A 23,910-nucleotide genomic window follows, 5' to 3' on the forward strand; every position below is an offset into this window, starting at 1 on the left:
CATCACTGGAAATCGAAGGCGCTCAGGCCCGTCGCCATCTCGTCCAGGCCCAGCGGACGGGTCACCGGCGGCTCGGCGCGGGCGAGGCAGCCGATGCGTTCGCACAGCCGGCAAGCGGGACCGACCGGCGTGGCGGCGCCCTGTCCGGCCTTTGCCGGCAGCCCGGCGCCATAGACGCTCTCGTCGCGAAAGCCGATATCGCAGCCCAACAGCAGCGCGGTGCGGCGCGGGCGCTCGGAGAACGAACCCTGCGGCCCCTCGAGCGTGCGTGCGATGCAGAGGAACTCGGCGCCGTCGGGCATTTCCACCGCCTCGACCAGGATCTGGCCAGGCGAAGCGAAAGCGGCATGGACCGGCAGTTTCGGGCAGCCGCCGCCAAAGCGGCTTTGCGGAAAGCCCTGGCCGCCGGCCTTGCGGAAGCGGTTGCCGGCATTGTCGACCTCGAGCATGAAGAACGGCACTCCGGACAAGCCAGGACGCTGCAGCATGGTCAGGCGGTTCGCCGCCTGTTCGAAGGAGACGCCGAAACGCGAGCGCAGCACATCGATGTCGTAACGAGCCCGCACGGCGGCGGCATGAAAGGCCTGATAGGGCATCATCAAGGCATGGGCGGCGTAGCGGCCGAACTCGAAGCGGGCGAGCCGGCGGGCTTCGTCCGTACCGAGCTTCAGCGCCTGAATTTCGCCGGCGATCGCGACCGTCATGCGGATCAGGCAGGCCTCCATGGCGACTTCGCGCAACTGGTCGAACGGCGACAGCCGCTCCGATAGAAAAAGACGCTGCGAATGACGGTCATAACGGCGGCGCCAGTTCGGCATGGTGGCGACCGGCAGAACCTTGACGACGATGCCATACTCGCGCTTCAGCCACGCCTTCAGCGCGCCGAACAGATCGTCGCCGGGGTCGAGCATCGAGGTGAAGGCCTCGGCCTCTTCCTCCAGTGCTGCAAAATGGTTCGGCCGGCGCTCGAAAATCTCGTGCACTTCGTCGATCGGCAGCCGCGCACCGGACAGCGCCGTGGCGCGGCCCTCGCGCGCCAGAAGCTCGTTGAGATCGGACAGCCGCTCGGCCTGCTCGCGGTAAGCGCGAAACAGTTTTATCATCGCAGCCGATGCGTTGGGGGCTGCCTCGGCCAGTTCGATCAGTTCCTGGTCGCCCGGCAGCTCACCGGCAAGCAGCGGGTCGCCGAACACTTCCTTCAAGGCCGAGATCGACCCTCTCGCCTCACCCTGCAATTCATGCGGGTCGACCTTGTAGACAGAGGCCAGCTTCAGGATCAGTTGCACCGTCAGCGGCCGTTGGTTGCGCTCGATCAGGTTGAGATAGGACGGCGAGATGCCGAGCCCCTCGGCCATCGCCGTCTGGGTCAGGCCTTTGGCGATGCGGATGCGGCGGATGCGCGGCCCGGCGAATATCTTCTGGTCGGCCATCGGCTTTCCGTGACAGGAATTTACACGACTTGCGAGCGATGAACGGCGCACCATCTTTTTACAATTATGACAGACTTACAGCGGCAAGCAGTCAAACACAACACAGGTTTTCTCTTATTTTCTACCGGAAATGGCGGTTTTCCTCGCTCTCGTCGCGGCGCAATGTAAATGATGTCACACACAGACGACGCACACCATCCCAGGGCGCGGCGTTTCAAGACACTGGCATCGATTGATCTGGAGTGACCAATGACTGATTTTTACAATCTTGTCCCATCCGCGCCCGAAGGCCGCTTCGACGGCATCGAACGAGCCTATTCGCCGGACGATGTGAAGCGGCTGCGCGGGTCGGTCCAGATACGCCAGAGTCTTGCCGAAATGGGCGCCAACCGGCTGTGGAAGCTCATCCACGAGGAAGACTTCGTCAATGCACTCGGCGCCATGTCGGGCAACCAGGCGATGCAGCAGGTGCGTGCCGGGCTGAAGGCAATCTATCTCTCGGGCTGGCAGGTCGCCGCCGACGCCAACACCGCGTCGGCCATGTATCCGGACCAGTCGCTCTATCCCGCCAATGCGGCGCCCGAACTGGTCAAGCGCATCAACCGCACGCTGCAGCGCGCCGATCAGATCGAGACCTCGGAAGGCAACGGCCTGTCGGTCGACACATGGTTCGCGCCGATCGTCGCCGATGCCGAGGCCGGCTTCGGCGGACCGCTCAACGCCTTCGAGATCATGAAGGCGTTCATCGAGGCGGGCGCTGCCGGCGTCCACTATGAGGACCAGCTGGCCTCTGAGAAGAAGTGCGGCCATCTCGGCGGCAAAGTGCTGATCCCGACCGCCGCGCATATCCGCAACCTCAACGCGGCGCGTCTGGCGGCCGACGTGATGGGCACGCCGACGCTAGTCGTGGCACGCACCGATGCGGAAGCGGCAAAGCTTCTGACCTCCGACATTGACGAGCGCGACCAGCCTTTCGTCGACTACGATGCCGGCCGCACGGTTGAAGGCTTCTACCAGGTCAGGAACGGCATCGAACCGTGCATCGCGCGCGCCGTTGCCTATGCGCCGCATGCCGACCTGATCTGGTGCGAAACATCCAAGCCCGATCTGGCGCAGGCCAAGAAATTCGCCGAAGGCGTGCGCAGGCATCATCCGGGCAAGCTGCTCGCCTATAATTGCTCGCCGTCGTTCAACTGGAAGAAGAACCTCGACGACGCGACGATCGCCAAGTTCCAGCGCGAGCTCGGCGCCATGGGCTACAAGTTCCAGTTCATCACATTGGCCGGGTTCCACCAGCTCAATTTCGGCATGTTCGAGCTGGCCCGCGGCTACAAGGCGCGGCAGATGGCGGCCTATTCCGAGTTGCAGGAAGCCGAGTTCGCGGCCGAAGTCCACGGCTACACCGCGACCAAGCACCAGCGCGAGGTCGGCACCGGCTATTTCGACGCCGTGTCGATGGCAATCAGCGGCGGCCAGTCGTCGACCACCGCCATGCATGAATCGACCGAGCACGTCCAGTTCAAGCCGGCAGCGGAATGAACCGATCGACATAACCAACAGAGGAAACGCCCGAAGGGCAAGGGAGAAGAAAATGGCATCGATAAGCCGCGTCAAGGAACGTGCAGAAGAGCAGTCCACCACGATGAGTGTCGACCAACAGGCGACAATCCGCATGCTGGCCAACGACCTGCACCGGCTCAATCAATCGGTGATGAAGGCAGTGGAGGCCGGCGTCTCGGTGGAACTGGTGCGCTCGGCCCGGCATCATGGCGGCGACGGCAATTGGGGCGACCTGCTGATCCCGGTGATCGTCACGCAGAAGAGTCACGGCTGATCTTCCCTAACGGAAGCTTTGTGCTTGTGGAACCTATGGACCCCGCCGCTCACTGGCCGATTTCAACGTCACCCGCGGGTTTTCAGCGCGGGTGACTTTTGCTTTTGAGCGTAAACTTAACTACAGTTCGAAAACAGACCTTGTCTCCGGGGTTTAATATTTCCGGCTATATTTCGCAGGTCCGTCATTTCAGCTTGACATGGCGGGCGATCTCACGCCAATTGGCTCTCGGATTTCAACCCTGCATTGAAGCAGCGCCGAGTGCCCGCCCCGCCCATGTGCCCTGTGAACCGCGAGACCGACACCGCCAAACATCTGAATTCGTCAAGCAGGGACGCGAACTCCGAGATATCAACGGATTTCTCCCACGTGCTGGTCGTTGGAAAATCGCCGATCAACCGGGTGGTGGTGTCGAAGATCGTCGAGAAGTCCGGACTGAAGCCGATCTCCGAGTCGCCCGAAATGGCGGCCAAGACATTGCGAACCCTCATTCCGGGCGCCGTCGTTCTCGATGGCGGCCCCGACAACGAGGACTGCCGCGCGCTGATGGCGGCCATCGACGCCTTGCGGCGGACATCTGGGCGGTCGCTCCCCAAGGTGATCCTGCTTTCAACCAAGACCGGCACGCCCGACAGCCTGGGCCTGTCGAGCGTGGTCGATGTGGTGGTAACCAAGCCGATCACCACCGAAAGGCTGCAGCCGGTGGTCGACCGGCTGATCAGTCTCGGGCGCGGCTGATCGCAATCCGCCCGAACGCGTGCGGGGCGGTCAGCCTTCCTTGCCGATGCTCTCGATCAAAGCCGGCAGTTCGCCAAGATCGACAATCTGGCGGAAGCGCGGTGCTGCCACCGGCGGTTCGACATGTTCGAGCACCCAGGTCAGTTCGTGCGGGACGTACACACCCCAGCTGCCGGCCTCGATGGCCGGCACCACGTCCGACTTGAGCGAATTGCCGACCATCATGCTGTCCTGCGGGCTGCCGTGGCGGCCAAAGATCCTGGCATAGGTGGCGGCGCTCTTGTCGCTGACGATCTCGACGGCATCGAACAGGTCGCCAAGGCCGGACGCCGCCAGCTTGCGCTCCTGGTCGAACAGATCGCCCTTGGTGATCAGCACCAGATGGTAGGTGCCGGCGAGCTTTTCGACTGTCTCGCGCGCATGCGGCAGCGCCTCGACAGGATGGCCGAGCATGTCGCGGCCGGCGGCAAGGATTTCGGCGATCGTCGAGGCCGGCACGCGGCCCTCGGTCACTTCGATGGCCGTCTCGATCATCGACAAGGTAAAGCCCTTGATGCCGAAGCCGTAGACGGCAAGGTTGCGCTTCTCGGCCTCGAGCAGCCGTGCCGAGATGTGCTCGGCCTCGCCATGATCGGCGAGCAGGGCTGCAAAGTGCTTCTCGGTCAGGCGGAAGAACTGTTCGTTCTGCCACAGCGTGTCGTCGGCGTCGAAGCCGATGGTGGTCAGGGGCATGGTCGACTGTCCCGTTTCAAGTGAAGGCAGTGATGTAGACGTTGTCGCCGCGCACTGCTAGCTACGGCAAGGGGAATGGTGGGCAACAATGCCGGAATTGGGCGCCTGGAAGCGTGAACTGGAGCAAATTCTGAGCTCCTTGCCAGGTCGCGCTCCGACCGAACTCATAAATGCCATCCGAGATCTTGGCATCGCCATGGGACACGATACCGGCGAGGCGTTGCTTGAAACCTACCCGGAGATCCTTTCGCACCGACCGGCGCTGACCGCCGCATTCGGCAAGATGGTGCAGGCGCAAGATGCCGCCGAGATCAGGCAGATGCTGGATCAGGATCTGAGCGGTCCGGCATCGTTCAGACAGATCGCAGCGGGGAAAACAAGCATCGGCGTGCTGTCATCAAAGGATGCCTATAACCGCCTCGACGAAGTCTTCGATCATGTCGATTTCAATAATTGCCGCCGCGCTGTCATGGTCGGCTGCGGCGGGCGACCGTTCACCATGTTCCGTATTCACGACCAGACAACTGTCCCTGAGATCATCGGCCTCGACATCGTTCCCGAAGCCGTCGAAACGGCAAACAGGCTCGCCGCCAAGCTCAGCTATGCGCGCATGCGGGCCGAGCTGTGCGACGGATGCGATTATGATTACAGCGACGCTCAGGTTGTCTATGTCGCGAGCATGGTTTCGCCTAAGGCAGCTGTCGTGTCTCGTATCGCCGATACCGCGGCCGAGACTGTGCAGATCGTTTTGTGGGAGCCTGTTTCGCTAGGCAGGCTTTGGGCTGAAAATGCGGAACGCACACTTGACCCTCGGCTAGAGGTCATCGGCCGCACGAGCATCTCGCGAAACATGACCAGAGACGTGTTCGTCGCCCGACGAGACGGTTCATCTTCGACCCGGCAGCTGGGCTGATCGTGTCGGCTCTTGGAAAGAGCGATCGAGTGATCCTCGCCCTGGCGCGGGCATGGTGCCTGGCGCGCCATCCCATGATTTGCAAACGCACATTCGACCATAGCGGCATGCTGCCGGATCCGGCGAGACCGGCTTCCTATGCAGACAAGTTCCTGTGGCGAAAGCTTTTCGATCACAATCCGTTTTTCACGACAGCTTGCGACAAGCTCGCCTCGAAAACCTACGCTTTGTCCACCTGCCCCGAACTAAAGACTGCCGAGGTCCTATGGTCCGGGGAAGACGCAACAAAGATTCCGGCGGAGGTTCTTGCCGGCAATGTCATGGTGAAGGCCAATCATGGCTGCCGCTGGAACATGATGGTGCGCAACGGTGAGGTGGACAGAGCCAGGCTGCGCCGGCGTACAGCTCGCTGGATGCTCCGTCGCTACGGCAGGAAATTCGGCGAATGGGGCTACAAGTACGCCAGCAGGCGCATCCTTGTGGAAGAGATGCTCCTTCAGGACAGTCAGCCTGTCGCTTTGGAGTACAAATTCCACGTGTCCAACGGGACGACGGCCTATGTCTATGCCGCACGTCGGGATGAGCACGGCAACGAACAGAAATGTCATTTCGACCGGGACGGAACCTATGCGCCGCCACCGCCAGGCAGCGGCCCCCAGTGGGTCCGGATCGACCTGCCGGCATCCTTCCCGCGCATGCTTGCCATCGCCGAGCGGCTGACCGTGCCGTTCGATCACATGCGTTGCGATTTCTACGAAATCAACGGCGCGATCTTCTTTTCCGAATTCTCGGTCTATCCGCTATCCGGCAAAGGCATCATCAACACAAGGCTCAGGGATCTGTGCGCAGACAGCTGGGACCTCAGCCAATCCTGGTTCCTGACCGCGCCGCAAAGCGGATGGCGCAGGCTCTATGCCGGTGCCTTGCGCAGATGGCTGGATGCAAATGCGCTGCCCGGCAAGGCCGTCTGACAGAGGCCGTCCAGCCTCGTTGCCGCACCTATCGGGCCGGCTCCCCTTCCCTTCCATCACCGGCAACAGCTATACTGTGATAATTGCAACCCAAACTGGTGAATGATGCCGCCTGCGAAAAAGGAAGTCCGTCCGTCGACCCGCGGAGGACGCGTCCGAACGCCTGCCTTCGTGAAAAATCAACGCGGCGTGAAGAACTGGAAGGAAGTCAGCGCTTGGCTGGAATGGCGCGGCATCGAAGACATAGAATGCATCACGCCTGATCAGGCTGGCGTCGCGCGCGGCAAGATGATGCCGTCGAAGAAATTCACTTCCAACACCTCGCTGGCGCTGCCATCGGCAGTGTTCATGACGACGATTTCGGGCGGCTATCCCGAGGATGGCAACGGTTTCCACTATCCGGAGGATGATGGCGACCTAAAGCTGATGCCGGATCTGTCGACGTTGACCGTCGTGCCGTGGGAAGAAGACCCGACGGCCGCCGTCATCTGCGACCTCGTCCATCAGGATGGCCGTTCGGTCGAGTTCACGCCGCGCAACGTCCTGAAGCGCGTGGTAGCAGCCTATGACAAGCGCGGGCTGAAGCCGGTGGTGGCGCCCGAGATCGAATTCTATCTGGTGCGCAAGAACCCCGACCCGGATTATCCGCTGACCCCACCCGTCGGGCGTTCCGGACGGGCAATCGGCGGCGGCGCCGGCTATTCGATCGCCGGCGTCAACGAGTTCGACGAACTGATCGACGACATCTACCATTTCTCCGAAAGCCAGGGCCTGGAGATCGACACGCTGATCCACGAGGAAGGCGCCGGCCAGCTCGAGATCAATCTGCGTCACGGCGATCCGGTCGAGCTCGCCGACCAGGTGTTCATGTTCAAACGCACCATCCGCGAGGCAGCGCTGAAGCATGAGATCTATGCCACCTTCATGGCCAAGCCGATCCAGGGCCAGCCAGGTTCTGCCATGCACATCCACCAGTCGATCATCGACAAGAAGACCGGGCTGAATATCTTTTCGGCGAAGGACGGCTCGGAAACCGACGACTTCTTCCATTTCATCGGCGGCATGCAGAAGCATGTGCCGAACGCGCTGGTGATGTTTGCCCCTTACGTCAATTCCTACCGCCGGCTGACGCAGTCGGCCTCGGCGCCGGTCAACAACAAATGGGGCTATGACAACCGCACCACGGCGTTCCGCGTGCCGCGCTCGGATCCGGCGGCGCGGCGTGTCGAAAACCGCATCCCGTCTTCCGACGCCAACCCCTATCTGGCGCTGGCGGCCTCACTTGCCTGCGGGCTGATCGGCATCACCAACAAGATCAAGGCCGAGCCTCCGGTGCTGACCACCGCAAACGCCGATGAGATCGACCTGCCACGCGGCCTGCTCGAAGCCGTCGATCTTTTCGAAGGCGACGAGGAGCTGTGCGCCCTTTTGGGCAAGTCCTTTGCCGCAACCTATGCAGCGATCAAGCGGGCGGAGTTCGAGACCTTCATGGAAGTGATCAGCCCGTGGGAGCGGGAGTATCTGTTGCTCAACGTGTGAGCGGCGACTTCGTCGTGTGAATGGTGAATAGTGAATGGTGAGTAGTTTCATATTGGATGGATGAGCGCAGACGTCGTGCGTCTCGCAGCCATTCACCATTCACCATTCACCATTGGCTGGTGTCCCCATGCCTTACCAATCACCTATCTCCCCCGGTCGCTCCTGGTACGAAGACACAGCCGGACCACGCCCTGAGTACCCTGCCCTGGACGGCGACCGCAGCTGCGACGTCGTCGTCGTCGGCGGTGGCTTCACCGGGCTGTCGGCGGCCGCTCATTTGGCGAAGGCGGGAGCCCACGTCGTTCTGATCGAGGCGCATCGCTTCGGCGACGGCGCTTCAGGGCGCAATGGCGGCCAGCTCGGCACGGGCCAGCGCGCCTGGGCCGAAGAGATGGAGGCCGAATACGGCTTCTCCCGCGCCAAGGCGCTGTTCGACCTTGCCGAGGAGGCGAAAGCGCACCTGCTCGAATTCGCCGCCGTCAACCAGATCGACATCGACTATATGCCCGGCCAGTTGTCCGTGGCGCACAAGCCGCGTTATCTCGACGACTACAAGGCGCATGCCGAGATCATGGCGGGCCGCTTCAATTATCCGCACATCGCCTTCATGGATGCCAGGGAAACGGCCGAACGGCTGGGCTCCACACGCTACTTCGGCGGCACCCGCGACACCGGCACCGGACACATCCACCCGATGAAGCTGGTGATCGGCACGGCAAAGGTGGCGGCAGCGGCCGGCGCGCACCTGTTCGAGCAGACACTATCGACCGGTGTTACCTCCAGCGGCGGCAAGGTCAGGGTGACGACTTCGAGAGGAACCATCACCGCCCAGAAATGCCTGATCGGTGTAAATGCCTATGGCGGCACGCTCGAGCCGGTGAGTGCCGCGCACATCATGCCCATCGGTTCCTTCATCGGCGCGACGGTGCCGCTGGGCGTCGATTCGAAAGTGCTGCCGGGCGGCGAGGCGGTCGACGATTCGCGTTTCGTCGTGCGTTATTTCCGCAAATCCAGGGATGGAAGGCTGCTGTTCGGCGGGCGCGAGGTCTATGGCGTCAACGATCCGAAGGACATCCATGTCCATATCCGCCGGCAGATAGCCGAGCTTTATCCGGAACTGAGCGATGTCGAGATCACCCATGGCTGGGGCGGCTATGTCGGCATCACCATGCCCAGGAAACCGTTCGTGCGCGAGGTGATGCCCAATGTGATCTCGGCCGGAGGCTATTCCGGCCACGGCGTGATGCTGTCGAACTTCTTCGGCAAGCTCTATGCCCAGACCGTCGCCGGCAACCGCGACAGACTGAAGCTGATCGAGGACCTGAACATCCCGGCTTTTCCCGGCGGCCGGCGATTTAGAACGCCATTATTGTTCTTGGCACTGAACTGGTTTGCCCTGAGGGACCGAATATAGGGAAAGTATCTCATATCAGCCGTGGCTGGTACTGAGCCGATTCTATTGAGCTGTTGGTTGCCGCAACGAGACGTTGCAGAATCCTTAACAAGAGCGCACAATTCCCCTGAGGGCGCACTGATGCCACAATCAAGGGCAAAGGATGCCGGTTCTGGGCGATTGAACGGGGATTTCTGCGGGCCTGCCCGCTTTGTTGTTGGGACCGATGCCGATCGAATGCCGGGCTGCCGGCGCCGATCGAAAGAACACCGGCTCATCTTTTGGAGGTGGCAAGAGTGAACGAGCCCTTCAGTTTCGGCGCGCCGGAACGTCGGCGCTTCGCCATGCAATTCGGTTATGACATGCGGCCCTCCTTCTGGCAGGGGGTGCGCACGAATTCGCATCTGGTGATCGCCGCGGTCGGCACCGCAGCGCTGCTTGGTGTGGCGGGCATAGCGCTTTGGCTGGCATTGCCGGCCAACGACCGGCAAGCGATCGCCAGCACACAGCAGAACGTTCCGACTTTTCCGGTCAAGACGACCAAGATTGCCCCGGTCGCGGCGACGGCTACCGCGGTAGCGGCGCCACAAGCCGCGCGCAAGGGCGACGCGGTTTCATCGACGGTCGCTGTGGGTGGGGCTGCGATGCCGCCGCTGTCGGCCAACGATCCGCGCTGGACTGCGGCGCAATCCAACAGCGACCCTGCCGCGACGCCATCCGATCAGGCGCCTGCCGAGCAGGCTGCCGCCAAACCGTCCGATGCCGCGGCATTCGAAGAACCGGCGGCCCAGGGCGACGCCACGACGCAGCTGTCAAAGGTCGCTGCTGCCGCCAATGACGACGACGCGGAAACCGCCGCCATACCGACGCCAAAACCGCAACTTCCAGACGAGCAATCTTCCGCCGCAACGAACGATACCCAGACCAAGGCCAAGCCACAGAAGGTGGCTGCTGCAGCCGGCACCGGACGCATCCTCAGGACAGTGACAATGCGCAGCGGTCCGCAGAAAAACGCCGCCGCCATCGGCACCGTGCCCGCCAAGTCATCGGTGCAGGTGATGAGTTGCAAGAAATGGTGCCAGATCGTCTACAACGGCAAGCGCGGCTGGATCTACAAGAGCTACATCAAGACCGGAGCTTGAGACACAGACGAAGCCGCCAGATCTGGTCAGCCGCCGAGCAGCCATCTGAAACGGTGTCTTCTGCGAGCAAGTTGGCGCTTCACCAGGAAATCCCGGTGTTCCTCGAACGGCACCTCATAGAGGCCGCACATTTGGCAGCTTTCGGACTTGCCGCATAGCGGGGTCCAGCATTTCACATCGTGCGTCCAGGCGAGCGCGATCCTTTCCAGATGAAGGTTGGACGAACTTTTCAGCAGAATCAGTTCTCCTGGGACCGCCGTCTGTTTGATGTGATCCGAAACTTCCTTGGGACTGCGAAGCTCAATGAACCGGCCGCTGTCGCGGTCGGCCTGGCTGGCGCGCGAGCGATGCGCATTGTCGCCCGTGTAGATGACCTCATCGGCGATTTCGCGCGCGATCTTGTATGCACTGCCGTATTTCCTCGGCGAGCCGGCGAAGTCGGATATCTGCCCAAGCACAATGCGCTTGCGAGCGACCTTGGCCTTTGCGATCATCTCCAGGGCAATGTTGAGCGAATGCCAGGGCGCTTTGGCCGTATCGACCAGGAATTTCGGACCCGCTGATACCTCTTGCACCGTAGAGCGGTTGGGCAGTGGTGCAAACGATGCCGTTCTCGCTACGACTTGCTCTGGCGGGACGCCAAGTTCCAAGGCGGCGGCAACAGCCGCTGCAGTCGGCAGCCAGAATTGCTCGCCGGGAAAAGGCGCTTGAATATTCAGGCTGCCACTGCGCCAATGAAGGGTGAACCGCAGCAATTCCGGATACGCGGCATGCACGTCACTCACGCGGTAGTCTGCCTCGCCGGACTGGCCGAAGGTCGCAATCCGGCATTTCGCGCCAGACGCCATGCCGATCACCAGTGGGTCATCGCAATTGAGAACCGCAAGTCCATCGGGTTGGAGTGCCTCGACCAGCGCCCGCTTCTCTCCCGCCACAGCTTCCAGAGTCCTGAACTTGCCGAAATGCTCCAGACGGATCATCGTAACCACCGCCACACTCGGCTTCAGCATCTGCGCCATGGCGCTGATCGTGCCGAAGTCGGAAGCGCCGGCTTCGAAAACGACGTAATCGACTTTGCCGGCCTTCCTCAGGCGCTTGTAAAGCGTTCGAACCAACACCTTCATAGTGTTGGCCAGAACCTGTGTGTGGACCGAACCGTGGCCAGCCAGGATGTGTCCAAGCAGGCTTCCCGCCGTCGTCTTGCCGGAGCTTCCGGTAACACCGATGAAAATTGCCTTGCTTCTCGCCCGCGCACGCTTGGCCAGGTAAAGCCGCAGCCGCCATCCCAGATCGTAGCGACTTTTCTGCTGCCTGATCTTCATCACCCGCCAACACTATCCACGATCCGTTATGCCTTTCGGGGGATCGAGAAGTCAAACTGGGGTCCGGCGTGACGACGTCAACTGTTCGTTCCTCGGCCGGCCGGCGCACCGATGCGAACTCTTGCCGACATTGCTCTGTCTGCCATGCATTGCGAACAGCGAGGTACTTCCCGAATTGCTCAAATGCAGCGGCCGCCGTCGACCTCCAGCGCCACACCGGTGATGAAGGCGGCTTCGTCCGACGCAAGCCAAAGCGCAGCGTTGGCGATATCGAGCGGCGTCGACAGACGGCCGAGCGGTATCGAGGCACGGAATTTCTCGCGGATCTCCGGCGTGTCAGTGCCCATGAATTTCTCCAGCATGCCGGTCTCGCCGGCGACCGGGCAAAGGCAGTTCACGCGGATGTTCTTGGGCGCGAGTTCGACCGCCATCGACTTGGTCGCGGTGATCGCCCAGCCCTTCGAGGCATTGTACCAGGTGAGCCCCGGCCGCGGCCGCAGACCGGCGGTCGAAGCCGTGGTCAGGATGACGCCGCCGCCCTGCCGCTCCATGATCGGCACCACGGCAAGTGCGGCGTGATAGATCGCCTTCATGTTGACTGAAGTGATCAGGTCGAAGGTCGCCTCGTCGACGTCGAGCATGTCGCCATTGCGATGGGTGTAGCCGGCATTGTTGACCATGATATCGATGCGGCCGAAGGCGCTTTTTGCGGCATAGACCATCTCGTCGAATTCGGAACGCTGCGAAACGTCGGTCTGGGTCCAGATCGCGGCCTGGCCGATCTCTGCTGCAACGCGCTCCGCGCCCTTGGCGTTGAGGTCGGCGACGACGACCTTGGCGCCCTCTTCGGCAAAGCGCCTGGCCATGCCTTCGCCGAAACCTGACGCAGCACCCGTGATGACGGCAACCTTGTTTTCCAGACGCATGCTTTTTCCGCTCATTGAAGACCCACCTCGCAAGCGCATTTTCCTTTTTGTTTGATGCGTGTCTGTCTCCCAGAACCGCTTCGCACTTCTGGGCGACACGCATTAGCTTTCGTCACATTCCCGCTTTATGTTGCAGGCGCGAAAGCCCCGGGACCATCGCTTGACGAAAAGCCTCCGGGTGGCAGCCAGTGTCAAGGCACATTTGGAGCGAATCAATATGCAGTGATTTGGCCTCGATGTGACACCATGGCACTGGATAGTTTAAATCGATTAGATTATATCCTGCCGCGTCACAGCGAGCGGCGTCAAAGCGGACAGACCATGACCAGCCAGATCATTCCCGTCGAGCCTTTCGACTTCATCATTTTCGGTGGCACCGGCGACCTGTCGGAACGCAAGCTGCTGCCCTCGCTCTACCACCGCCAGCGCGACCACCAGTTTTCCGAGCCGACCCGCATCATCGGCACCTCGCGCTCCAAGATGAGCGACGAGGAATTCCAGGCTTTCGCCAAGCAGGCGATTTCCCAGCATGTTAAGCCGGCCGACATCGACGCCGAGGAACTCAAGACATTTCTTGCCCGGCTGTCCTACGTATCGGCCGACGCGACGACGGGTGCCGGCTTCGACAAGCTGAAAAAGGCGATCGGCGAAAGCGACCGCATTCGCGCTTTCTATCTGGCGGTTGCGCCGGCGCTGTTCGGCGACATCTCGCACCAGCTGAAAGCCCACAATCTCATCACGCCGAATTCGCGCATCGTGCTGGAGAAGCCGATCGGCCGCGACCTCGATTCGGCGCGCAAGCTCAACGACGTGGTTGGAGACGACTTCCACGAAAGCCAGATCTTCCGCATCGACCACTATCTCGGAAAGGAGACGGTGCAGAATCTGATGGCGCTGCGCTTTGCCAACGCACTCTATGAGCCGCTTTGGAATTCTGCCCATATCGACCATGTGCAGATCACGGTGGCCGAGACCGTCGGTCTTGAAGACCGCGTCACCTACTACGACAAGGCCGGCGCGCTGCGCGACATGGTGCAGAACCACATGCTGCAGCTGCTCTGCCTGGTTGCCATGGAGGCGCCATCGTCGATGGATGCCGATGCCGTGCGCGACGAGAAGCTGAAGGTGCTGCGGGCGCTGAAGCGCATCAACGGCAATGAGGCACCCAAGCACACCGTGCGCGGGCAGTACCGCGCCGGCGCCTCTGCAGGCGGCGCGGTGAAAGGCTATGTCGAAGAACTTGGCAAAGACAGCTCCACCGAGACTTTCGTCGCCATCAAGGCTGAGATCGGCAATTGGCGCTGGGCCGGCGTGCCATTCTATCTCAGGACCGGCAAAAGGCTGGCGACCCGCGTTTCGGAAATCGTCATCGAGTTCAAGCCGATCCCGCATTCGATCTTCGGCGACAGCGCCGGGCCGATCTCAGCCAACCAACTGGTGATCCGGCTGCAGCCCGACGAAGGCGTCAAGCAGTTCATCATGATCAAGGATCCAGGCCCGGGCGGCATGCGGCTGCGCCAGATTCCGCTCGACATGAGCTTTGCAACATCTTTCGACGGCCGCGCGCCGGACGCCTATGAACGGCTAATCATGGATGTTATCCGCGGCAACCAGACGCTGTTCATGCGCCGCGACGAGGTCGAGGCGGCATGGAAGTGGATCGACCCGATCCAGAACGCCTGGGAAAGCGCCAGGCAGGAGGCGCAAGGCTATACGGCCGGCACATGGGGTCCCTCGGCCTCGATTGCGCTGATCGAACGCGACGGGCGGACATGGCACGAAAGCAATTGAGCGAGCCCGTCTACAACTGGAACGGCTTTGCCGGGCGCCAGGATCTGGCGGCAACCCTTGCCGGCAATGTCGCGGCGCGCCTGACCAAGGCCATCGACGAGCGCGGCACGGCCCTGCTTGCCGTTTCCGGCGGCACCACGCCGGCAAAGTTCTTTGCAGCACTTTCGGCCATTCCGATCGCCTGGAACAAGGTGACGGTGACGCTGGTCGACGAACGGTTCGTGCCGGCCTCCTCGCCGCGCTCGAATGCGGGGCTGGTCGCGGCCAACCTGCTGCAGAACAAGGCGGCTGCCGCGCACTTCGTGCCGCTCTACCATGAGGCGGCAAGGATCGAGACCGCCGCGGCGGCCGACGATGCGGCGCTGAAGGCTCTGCCCTGGCCCCTCGATGTCGTCGTGCTCGGCATGGGCGGCGACGGCCACACCGCCTCGTTCTTTCCCGACGCCGAGAATCTACCCGCCTTGCTCGATCCAGCTTCGCGCAGGATCGTGCTGCCGGTGCATGCACCAAGCGGCGGCGAGCCGCGGCTGACTCTATCGATGGCGCGCATCGTCGCCGCCGGCTTCATCGCGCTGCATATCGAAGGCGAGGACAAGCGCACCGCTTTCGAGGATGCGATGGGACCGGGTGCGAAAAAGCCCATCCGCAAAGTCCTCGAAGCGGCACCCACCCCGGTAGAGGTGTTCTGGGCACCCTGATTTCACGCAAAGCAGTCCCGGCAGACGGTGGAGGACGTTCTTCCGGGGCTCGAAAGGACCGACCATGACAGCCAGACGCGACATCGAAGTCATCACGGAACGCATCCGCCAACGCTCGAAAGCCGGCCGCGAGCGCTATCTCGGCCGCATCGCCGAGGCCTCCAGCCGCACCGCCAACCGGGGCGTCCTGTCTTGCGGCAACCTCGCGCATGGCTTTGCCGTCTGCAGCCCGTCTGAAAAGCTGGCGCTCGGCGCCGACAAGGTGCCGAACCTCGGCATCATCACCTCCTACAATGACATGCTGTCGGCGCATCAGCCCTTCGAAACCTTCCCGGCGCTGATCAAGGAAGCCGCGAAGGAAGTTGGCGGCATCGCGCAAGTGGCCGGCGGCGTGCCCGCCATGTGCGACGGCGTGACCCAGGGACAGCCCGGCATGGAGCTGTCGCTGTTTTCGCGCGACGTCATCGCCATGTCCGCGGCGATCGGCCTGTCGCACAACATGTTCGACGCCGCCGTCTATCTCGGCGTCTGCGACAAGATCGTGCCGGGGCTGGTGATCGCGGCTCTCACCTTCGGCCATCTGCCGGCGGTGTTCGTGCCGGCCGGGCCGATGACGACGGGCCTGCCCAACGACGAGAAGGCCAAGGTTCGCCAGCTCTATGCCGAGGGCAAGGCCGGACGCGCAGAACTGCTCGAAGCGGAGTCCAAATCCTATCACGGGCCGGGCACCTGCACGTTCTATGGCACCGCCAATTCCAACCAGATGCTGATGGAGATCATGGGCCTGCATACGCCCGGCGCGTCCTTCGTCAATCCAGGCACGCCGCTGCGCGACGCGCTGACGCGCGAGGCGACCAGGCGAGCCCTGGCGATCACCGCGCTCGGCAACGCCTACACGCCGGTCGGCCGCATGATCGACGAGCGCTCTTTCGTCAATGGCGTCGTCGGCCTGCACACCACCGGCGGCTCTACCAACCACACCATCCATCTCATCGCCATGGCCGCGGCGGCCGGCATCACGCTTACCTGGCAGGACATTTCCGACCTGTCGGAAGCGGTGCCGCTTCTCGCGCGCGTCTATCCGAACGGGCTTGCCGACGTGAACCATTTCCATGCCGCCGGCGGGCTCGGCTTCCTGATCCGCGAATTGCTCGACGAAGGCATCCTGCATGAGGATGTGCAGACGGTATGGGGCGAAGGCCTGAGGCCCTATGCGGTCGAGGCCCGGCTCGGCGAAGATGGCGGCGTCGTGCGTGAAGCCTCGCCGCTGCAGAGCGGCGACGAGAAGGTGCTGGCGCCGTTCAAGAAGGCCTTCCAGCCGACCGGCGGCCTGAAAGTGCTCGCCGGCAATCTCGGCCACGCCGTCATCAAGACGTCCGCCGTGAAGCCGGAACGCCGCGTCATCGAGGCGCCGGCCAAGGTGTTCGACAGCCAGCAGGGACTGAACGAAGCCTTCAAGGCCGGCACGCTGACCGGCGACTTCATCGCCGTCATCCGCTTCCAGGGCCCGAAGGCAAACGGCATGCCGGAACTGCACAAGCTGACCACCGTGCTCGGCGTCCTGCAGGATCGTGGCCAGCGCGTCGCGCTGGTCACGGACGGGCGCATGTCTGGCGCTTCCGGCAAGGTGCCGGCGGCGATCCATGTAACGCCGGAAGCGGTCGAGGAAGGGCCGATCGCCAGGATCCATGACGGCGACATCATCCGGCTCGACGCCGATGCCGGCACGCTGGAAGTGCTGGTGCCGGGGCCCGAGCTCGCGCTGCGCCGCACGGCCGACATCGATCTCATCGGCAACGAGTTCGGTTTCGGCCGCGAGCTGTTCGCCGGTTTCCGCCAGCTGGTCGGCCGCGCCGACCATGGCGCCAGTGCTTTCGGAGCAGCCTGACCAGATTGCCTATTTTGTAAAAAGGGCGGCTCGAGCTCGGTTTGAGGCCGCCCTTTGGTGAGGGATGGATGGCGATTACGGCTGAACCGTAATCTCGCTCCGTTCGCCGGCCTTGACCGTCACCGGCATTTCCTTGTCATGGCCTTGATCGGACATGTGGCGGAGGACGACATAGTCGCCGGCCGGGATAGTCTGCTGCCAGGTGTCGCCATAGTTCAGGCCGAGCGCCTTGCGGTTGCCCTGGATATCCTTCTTCGACGACAGCACCTCGATCGAATAGGCGCCCGGCGCCGACATCACCAGCACGCCGGCATCGAGCGTCACCTTGACGTCCTTGACGTCGCCAACCTTGACGCTGAAAGGCTGCTCGACGGTTGCGAGCTCAAGCGAGGTGACCGCGACATAGTCGTCCGGCGGCAGCCAGAACTTGCTGTCGGGCCCATAGGAGTGGGCGACATCGTCACGCGAGCCGTCGATCTTTTTCTTGGCCTTGACGATCTGGACGCTGATGCCCGAGGAGTCGGCCTTGTCGCCGCCTGCAGTGTAGTAGGCGTTGACGGCGGCATGGCCGACGCCGACGACTATGTCTTTTTCCACAGTCTGCCCGGCGGCGAGCTGGATGTTCTCGGTCACCGAGCCGCTGCCGATCGCAACCGTCACCTTCTGCTCACCAGCCGGCACGATGATCCTGGTGTCGCCATAGTGGGTGGTGCTGCCGCCCGGGAAGGCGAAATCGACATGGGCTTCGTCACTGATCTCGGCGCCCTGGCTTGGCTTCGGATGGATGAGCATGGTGCCGGCGTTCAAGGTGAAGAGCGGCTTGTAGACCTGGCCCACCTCGATCTTGACCTTCTGTTCCGCCCGAGCTTCGTCGGCGCGCGCGACGACGACATAGTCGCCCGGCTCGAGATTGGCCTCGTAGTTGTTGTACTGGGTGGTGACGGCCTCGCCGTGCGTGCCATCGGCCTTGGCCTTGTAGACCTCCCAGGCATTGCCGTCGGTGATCGGATCGCCGCCTTCGGCCATGACCACGCTCGGGATGAAATTGAATTCGGGCTTTGCCGGTTCAGGGGCAGGCGCCGGAGCGGGTTCGGGTGCCGGCGCCGGAGCCGGCGCGGCGACGGTTTCGACCAGTGCTTCCTGCAGCGCCTTCTCGTCCGAGGCCTGGATATATTTGCCGCCGGTGTTGTCGGCAAGGCAGGCGATCTGCTTGCCCTCGTCAGCGGTCAGGCCGAAGCCGACGACGTCGACGGTGAAATCGACGCCTGAGGCCTCCAGTTCCTTGCCCAGCGCGCACGGGTCACCTTCGCAGGTTTCAAGCCCATCGGTGATGAGAACCACGGTCGCCTTGTCCTCAGTGTATTTCAGAGCTTCGGCCGCCTGCTTGACGGCTGCGGTCAGCGGCGTCTTGCCGAGGAATTTCAGGCTGTCGGCAGCGGCCGAAATGGCGCTAGCCGAGCCGGCTTGCGGCGGCACGATCAGTTCGATGTCGTCGCAGCTGCCCTTTTCGCGGTGGCCATAGGCCATGAAGCCGATCTCGTCGTCGCCCGGGACCGACTGCAGCACGGTCCTCAGCGATTCGCGCGCGATCTCGAGCTTCGGCTTGCCGTCGATCTGGGCCCACATCGAGCCCGAAGCGTCAAGAATGATGATGACCTTGTTGGCGGCAAAGCCGAGCGAAGTCATCGACAAAAGGAGCAGCGCCGCAGCGATGCTCCGCAAAAGTCCCGCCATGGAAATCTCCTTGAGACCGCCCTCTGATCCGCGCCGGAAGCTATTTGACGGCGCGTCCGGGCACAAGCCCCGGAGCGGGTCACGAACGGTTGCCGTGTAACAGGATCGGCGCCGGCCGAGGCCTGTTCCGAGGCCGGCTCAGCACCGCGTCAGTACGTGGTGCGCCGCTCTTCGGAAGGCGGACGGCCGAACTGCAGCCGGTAGCTCTGGGCAAAATAGGAATGCGAGGTGAAGCCGGTGGCGATGGCCACGTCGAGGATCGGCATGTTGGTCTGGCGCAGCAGTTCGCGCGCCCGCTCAAGCCTGAGCCGCATGTAGTAACGACCGGGCGTGACGCTCAAATGGCGCAGGAACAAGCGCTCGACCTGGCGCACCGACAGGCCCGCCGATTTGGCAAGCTGCACGGCTGATAGCGGCTCGTCGAGATGGTCGGCCATCAGTTCGACGATGCGCCTTAGCTTCTCCGACTTGCCGGTCAGGTCGCGCTCCGGCCCGACGCGCTGGCGGTCGCCGGCGGAGCGGATGCGCTCATGCTGGAACTGGTTGGCAACGCCGTTGGCGAGGTTCGAGCCGAAGTCGCCACGCACGATCTCCAGCATCAGGTCGATCGAGGTGGTGCCGCCGGCGCAGGTGTAGCGCTTGCGGTCGATCTCGAAGACGTTGCCGGTGCAGTTGATGTCGGGAAAGCGCTCGACGAAGCCGGCCCGGTTTTCCCAATGAATGGTGCAGCGATAGCCTTCGAGCTGGCCGGCTTCGGCCAGGAGGTAAGAGCCGACCGACAGCGCGCCGAGCGCATTGCCGCGCCGGCCCCAGCTGCGCAGCGCCGCCAGCACCTTGCTCTTGCCGGGGAACTCGACCGACAGGCCCACCGACACGAACAGGATATCGACCGGCGGCAAATCGGCGACGGCATAGTCGATCTTGAGCGGCAGGCCATTGGAGGCCATGACGGGATCGCCGTCGGCCGAGACCGTGGTCCAACCATAGAAATCGCGGCCGAGCAGGCGGTTGGCCGAGCGGAAGGTATCGATCGCCGCTGCCAACGAAAACATCGAAAACTTGTCGACCAGCAGGAACGCGAATTGCCGGCCCCCTTGAACGGGATCATCCGGCCGTTCAGAGGGTATAGTAAGGTTCGGCAAAGAAGCTGCTTTCTGGGTCAGAAGGAAGGCCGCTTCAAGCCGGCCGCAAGGTAGGCTGAGGCTAACGTATTGGCCATCAGCATGGCAATGGTCATCGGTCCGACACCGCCGGGCACGGGGGTGATGGCGCCGGCGGCCTTGGCGGCTTCGGCATAGGCTACATCGCCGACGAGGCGGGTTTTGCCTTCGCCCTTCTCGGGTGCGGCAATGCGGTTAATCCCGACATCGATCACGGTGGCGCCGGGCTTGACCCAGTCGCCCTTGATCATTTCGGGCCGGCCGACGGCGGCAACCAGAATGTCGGCTGTGCGGGCCAGCGCCGGCAGATCCTTGGTGCGGCTGTGGGCGATGGTGACGGTGCAGTTGGCGGCAAGCAACAGATTTGCCATCGGCTTGCCGACGATGTTGGAGCGGCCGACGACGACCGCGTTGAGGCCGGAAAGATCCTTGCCGCGCACGCGTTCGATCAAAAGCATGGAGCCGGCCGGCGTGCAGGGCACGAAGGCTGTTTCGAGTTCGCCGGTGCCGAGCTTGCCGACATTGATGAAATGAAAGCCGTCGACATCCTTTTGCGGTGCGATGGCCTGGATGATCTTGCCGGCATCGATATGGGCGGGAAGCGGCAGCTGCACCAGAATGCCGTTGATGGCCGGATCGGCGTTGAGTTCGCCGATGATCTTCAGCAGTGCCGCTTCGGACGTGTCGGCCGGCAGTGTGTGCTGCAGCGAATGAAAGCCGCATTCCTTGGCGGTGCGCGACTTCGACGCGACATAGACCTGGCTTGCCGGATCCTCGCCGACGATGACCACCGCCAAGCCGGGCTGGGCCTTTCCCTTGGCGACCAGGTCCTCGGTCAAGGCCTTGACCTTCTGAACCACGTCTGCGGCGACGATCTTTCCGTCAATCACTTCGGCCATGAACCATCCTCGACATCATTCCAGCCAAGGCGCGGCGCGCGCCTTGAACGTTGCTTCGTGCATGTCGTTGTTCCAAACGTTCCGCCCATTCGGGTAAAGCCCGACGGCAGCGTTTTTTGGGCGCCATGCTGCGCGGCATTGTCACGAAATTTGGCCTAAGCAATCCCGTCAAAGCGCCGTCACATGCCGTAAACTCGAAACCGGCAGCTTTTATTCTGTGCTGACGGGCTCAGAGCGACTCATCCTTTCACGGAAAGGCTGAACCGCTCTATTTCTTGTTTTGACGCAATTCCCAAGGGAAAGCGCGCTACGCGCTTTTCCCGGGAAAACCGTTTCACACTTTTCCTGGAATTGCTCAGAAATAGCGGCGGTGCGAACGGCTTTCGGTGAGTTCGCGCACCGCTTCGCGAAATTCGCGCAGGCTGGCGCGGATATCGTCGATTTGCGCCTGCTGGTCTTCCGGCGCCGCCCCAGCGGGCTGCGGAGAAGACCACGGCCCGGACGCCGCGGGCATCGGCTGAGCCTGCGAATAGGCATAGTCAGCCGGCTGACGAGGCTGCGCGTAGCCAGGCTGCTGCGCAGGGGAATTGGCGTGCGGAACCTCGTTCCGGAAGTCCGGCTGGCGATAGCCCACAGGCTCCTGCACCGGCCTTGTATATTCGGCGGCTGGTTGGGCGCGGTAGGTCTCGACGGGTTCGCCTGACGTCCCGCTACCCGGCGCGGCTTTGCGCATCGCCGAGAACAGTCCGTCGAACAGACCTGGGCTCCGGGCGGGAGCGGCCGCGGTCGGCAACACCGGAGGTGCTGCCGGTGGCGGCGCCACAGGCAGCGGCGCGCGATAGACCTTGTCCTCGACCGGAGGGGGGCGCTCGTCCATTCTGCCGCGCGAACGCGAATTGGCAGCGCCGCGCAGGCTGGCAAAGGCGCCGCGCATGGCGCCGACACCGATGCCCGAAGCAAGCCCGAGCAGCAGGCCGGCCATCGCTATTACAGCCCGCGACGGTCCGTTGGGTTCGAGCGGCGGTTGCGCGGGGGTCATCAGATTGATGTTGGTGGTGTTGATGTTTTGCTGTTCGCCGGTCTCCTTGGCGCGCAGAAGGTACTGTTCGTAGACGGAGCGTTTGGCCGTGGCGTCACGCTCCAGTTCGCGCAGGCTGACCAGATCGCTGTTGACGTCGCCGCTCTGGACCTTTGCCTGAGCTAGGCGGGAAGCGAGATCCTGCTCAAGCTGAACCGAGCGCTTCAAATCGACCTGCAGCGACGAGGCGATGCGGCGCAGTTCGCCTGCGATGCGCTCGCGCGAGCCGTCGAGCTGGGCGTTGAGCGCCTGGTATTCGGGATGACGCGGTCCCAGACGCACGGCGGCGCGGTCGGCCTCCTGCTTCAAAACTGCATATTGCGCGCGCAGTTCGCTCATCGTGTTGGAATTGATTTCTTCCGGCAACGTGCCGTTGATGACCGAATTGACGTCCAGCGAACGCGCCGACGCGGCCCGGGCATTGAGTTCCAGCGTACGGGCCCGGGTGACTGAGAGCTGCTCGTTGAGCTTCAGCATCTGGTCGTCGCTGATCAGATGGCCCTGCGCGTCGACGAGATCATGCGTGGCCCTGAAATCCTCGACCTTGCGCTCCGCTGTCTCGACATTCTTGCGCAGGTCATCGAGCTTGGCCGTCAGCTGGTCCGTCGCGCGCCCGGCCATCCCGAACTGGTATTGGGCCGCCTCCTGCTGGAAAACGTCCCTGGTCGTATTGGCTATCTTCGCCGATTTGTCGGCGCTTTGAGTGGTGGCGCTGATGGAAACGACAAAGCTCTTGCCGCTGCGCTCAACCGACAGGCTCTTGGCCAGATTGCCGGCCGCCAGCGCCTGGCGGCGCACTTCACCGCCGCCGCCAGGGCCATCCTGGCGCGACAGTATCGAGCGAATGAGCGACAGGACGCCAAGGCCGCCAGAGCCCTGTCCGTTGAATTCCGGATCGTCGACGAGATTGAGATCGGCCACGACCTTGTCGAGGACCTTGCCGGATGTCACCATCTTGATGCGGGTTTCGACAACAGCCAGCGCCGCATCGGGCTGCCCGACCGGTTGGGTGAGATCGTTGTCGGAAAGCTTCAGGTCGCCTGGCTCGATGACCATCTGTGTGGTGGCTTCGTATTTCTTCGGTGTCGAAACGGCGACGGCGACGCCGAGCACCGTGCCCAATATCGTAGTCGAGACGATCAGCAACTTGGAACGACTAATGCCGCGGACGACCTGGAGCGGATCGATCAGCGGCTTCCATTCCTGCCCGTCATCGTCGTCGCGGTCCGGTCGCTGCTCGTGGAAAGAGCGGAGCTCATAGGCGGCGTGCTGCTGACGCCGGCCGGAAACAGGCTCCTCACGCGCGCTGGCGGCCGAAACGGGTTCGCCGTCGGCCTGGAACTGCGGCGGCTCGGGCGGTGACGTTGGCGCCGGATTCGACCGCGCCTCGCGTTGCGAGCGGGCTATGCGGTGACGCGTGGCGGCGTCCTCGCGCCATGACGGATCCACCCGGTCACCGATCGAGACCGCCGACGCATCCGCCGCCTCATCGCCGCGCACGGCTTTGCCGAGCGCCAGGAGGGAGCGCTCGCGCCTCCAGTCTTCACGGTTTTCCCTGTCGACCATTGTCTCGAAACTTTACCTTCGACGGCGCAGGAGCGGCGGTCGGCCAATCGTTAAGTCACGCTAAACAGGCATGGGAAACAAAAGGTTAATTTCCGAAGTCTGCAAGTGAAAGTTTCTCGCTTCGCCACGCATTGCCGGGATCTGTAAAATGGCGTC

General features: G+C 62.8%; 19 protein-coding genes. 11 read left to right on the forward strand and 8 right to left on the reverse strand.

The annotated features are described in order from the left end of the window. Positions 1-2 precede the first annotated feature (2 nt). Positions 3-1,430, reverse strand: a complete 1,428-nt coding sequence (locus tag NLY43_RS11325) for a helix-turn-helix domain-containing protein (protein ID WP_023681875.1) — start codon at positions 1,428-1,430, stop codon at positions 3-5. Positions 1,431-1,679: 249 nt separating this feature from the next. Here NLY43_RS11325 and aceA point away from each other — a divergent pair, with 249 nt between their 5' ends. From aceA to NLY43_RS11340, 3 genes are all read left to right on the forward strand, one after another. Beyond that, positions 1,680-2,969 carry an isocitrate lyase gene (gene aceA, locus NLY43_RS11330; protein ID WP_023689327.1) on the forward strand — a complete coding sequence of 430 codons (1,290 nt, stop codon included), beginning with the start codon at positions 1,680-1,682 and terminating at the stop codon, positions 2,967-2,969. Positions 2,970-3,021: 52 nt separating this feature from the next. Beyond that, entirely contained in the window at positions 3,022-3,264 is a 243-nt protein-coding gene (locus NLY43_RS11335) for an SMc00767 family acetate metabolism repressor (protein ID WP_023669318.1), read from the forward strand. Positions 3,265-3,540: 276 nt separating this feature from the next. After that, positions 3,541-4,002: a response regulator gene (locus NLY43_RS11340; protein ID WP_023669317.1), complete on the forward strand. Its 462-nt coding sequence runs from the start codon at positions 3,541-3,543 to the stop codon at positions 4,000-4,002. 30 nt (positions 4,003-4,032) lie between these two features. Here NLY43_RS11340 and NLY43_RS11345 read toward each other — a convergent pair whose 3' ends face one another. Then, complete coding sequence (locus tag NLY43_RS11345) at positions 4,033-4,734, reverse strand: HAD family hydrolase (RefSeq protein ID WP_031199286.1); 702 nt, start codon at positions 4,732-4,734, stop codon at positions 4,033-4,035. A gap of 88 nt (positions 4,735-4,822) precedes the next feature. On the opposite strand from NLY43_RS11345, the gene NLY43_RS11350 reads away from it, so the two are divergent. From NLY43_RS11350 to NLY43_RS11370, 5 genes are all read left to right on the forward strand, one after another. Continuing rightward, positions 4,823-5,647 (forward strand): class I SAM-dependent methyltransferase, encoded by an 825-nt coding sequence (locus tag NLY43_RS11350; protein ID WP_023711778.1) that lies wholly within the window; start codon positions 4,823-4,825, stop codon positions 5,645-5,647. A gap of 74 nt (positions 5,648-5,721) precedes the next feature. Continuing rightward, positions 5,722-6,618, forward strand: coding sequence for an ATP-grasp fold amidoligase family protein (locus tag NLY43_RS11355; RefSeq protein WP_156935524.1), 897 nt, complete (start codon positions 5,722-5,724; stop codon positions 6,616-6,618). Positions 6,619-6,720: 102 nt separating this feature from the next. After that, a complete protein-coding gene (locus tag NLY43_RS11360) occupies positions 6,721-8,157 on the forward strand; it encodes a glutamine synthetase family protein (protein WP_023669313.1) in 1,437 nt (478 codons plus the stop codon). A gap of 127 nt (positions 8,158-8,284) precedes the next feature. Beyond that, positions 8,285-9,571 (forward strand): NAD(P)/FAD-dependent oxidoreductase, encoded by a 1,287-nt coding sequence (locus NLY43_RS11365; RefSeq protein ID WP_023711780.1) that lies wholly within the window; start codon positions 8,285-8,287, stop codon positions 9,569-9,571. 275 nt (positions 9,572-9,846) lie between these two features. Beyond that, positions 9,847-10,692, forward strand: a complete 846-nt coding sequence (locus NLY43_RS11370; protein ID WP_023692384.1) for an SH3 domain-containing protein — start codon at positions 9,847-9,849, stop codon at positions 10,690-10,692. Between the two features lie 26 nt (positions 10,693-10,718). Here NLY43_RS11370 and NLY43_RS11375 read toward each other — a convergent pair whose 3' ends face one another. Both NLY43_RS11375 and NLY43_RS11380 read right to left on the reverse strand, forming a co-directional pair. Beyond that, positions 10,719-12,014, reverse strand: coding sequence for a Mur ligase family protein (locus NLY43_RS11375; RefSeq protein WP_023711781.1), 1,296 nt, complete (start codon positions 12,012-12,014; stop codon positions 10,719-10,721). A 179-nt stretch (positions 12,015-12,193) separates the two neighbouring features. After that, positions 12,194-12,940, reverse strand: coding sequence for an SDR family oxidoreductase (locus NLY43_RS11380; RefSeq protein ID WP_027049416.1), 747 nt, complete (start codon positions 12,938-12,940; stop codon positions 12,194-12,196). A gap of 321 nt (positions 12,941-13,261) precedes the next feature. On the opposite strand from NLY43_RS11380, the gene zwf reads away from it, so the two are divergent. The 3 genes from zwf to edd all read left to right on the forward strand — a co-directional run bounded on the left by zwf (position 13,262) and on the right by edd (position 17,317). Further along, entirely contained in the window at positions 13,262-14,731 is a 1,470-nt protein-coding gene (gene zwf, locus NLY43_RS11385; RefSeq protein WP_023669307.1) for a glucose-6-phosphate dehydrogenase, read from the forward strand. Continuing rightward, positions 14,713-15,429 carry a 6-phosphogluconolactonase gene (pgl, locus tag NLY43_RS11390; protein ID WP_023697310.1) on the forward strand — a complete coding sequence of 239 codons (717 nt, stop codon included), beginning with the start codon at positions 14,713-14,715 and terminating at the stop codon, positions 15,427-15,429. Before zwf ends, pgl begins: the two co-directional genes overlap by 19 nt. A 64-nt stretch (positions 15,430-15,493) precedes the next feature. Then, positions 15,494-17,317: a phosphogluconate dehydratase gene (gene edd, locus NLY43_RS11395; RefSeq protein WP_023711782.1), complete on the forward strand. Its 1,824-nt coding sequence runs from the start codon at positions 15,494-15,496 to the stop codon at positions 17,315-17,317. A 75-nt stretch (positions 17,318-17,392) separates the two neighbouring features. On the opposite strand, the gene NLY43_RS11400 is transcribed toward edd, so the two are convergent. The 4 genes from NLY43_RS11400 to NLY43_RS11415 form a co-directional block, all read right to left on the reverse strand. After that, a complete protein-coding gene (locus tag NLY43_RS11400; protein WP_023711783.1) occupies positions 17,393-19,051 on the reverse strand; it encodes a vWA domain-containing protein in 1,659 nt (552 codons plus the stop codon). A 149-nt stretch (positions 19,052-19,200) separates the two neighbouring features. Then, on the reverse strand, positions 19,201-20,193 hold the full coding sequence (locus NLY43_RS11405) for a GlxA family transcriptional regulator (protein ID WP_032905230.1): 993 nt from the start codon (positions 20,191-20,193) through the stop codon (positions 19,201-19,203). Positions 20,194-20,210: 17 nt separating this feature from the next. Beyond that, on the reverse strand, positions 20,211-21,110 hold the full coding sequence (gene folD / locus NLY43_RS11410; protein ID WP_023669302.1) for a bifunctional methylenetetrahydrofolate dehydrogenase/methenyltetrahydrofolate cyclohydrolase FolD: 900 nt from the start codon (positions 21,108-21,110) through the stop codon (positions 20,211-20,213). A 355-nt stretch (positions 21,111-21,465) separates the two neighbouring features. Next, entirely contained in the window at positions 21,466-23,754 is a 2,289-nt protein-coding gene (locus NLY43_RS11415; RefSeq protein WP_023711784.1) for a GumC family protein, read from the reverse strand. Positions 23,755-23,910 lie beyond the last annotated feature (156 nt).

Source organism: Mesorhizobium sp. C416B (genome assembly GCF_030323165.1).
GTDB lineage: Bacteria > Pseudomonadota > Alphaproteobacteria > Rhizobiales > Rhizobiaceae > Mesorhizobium.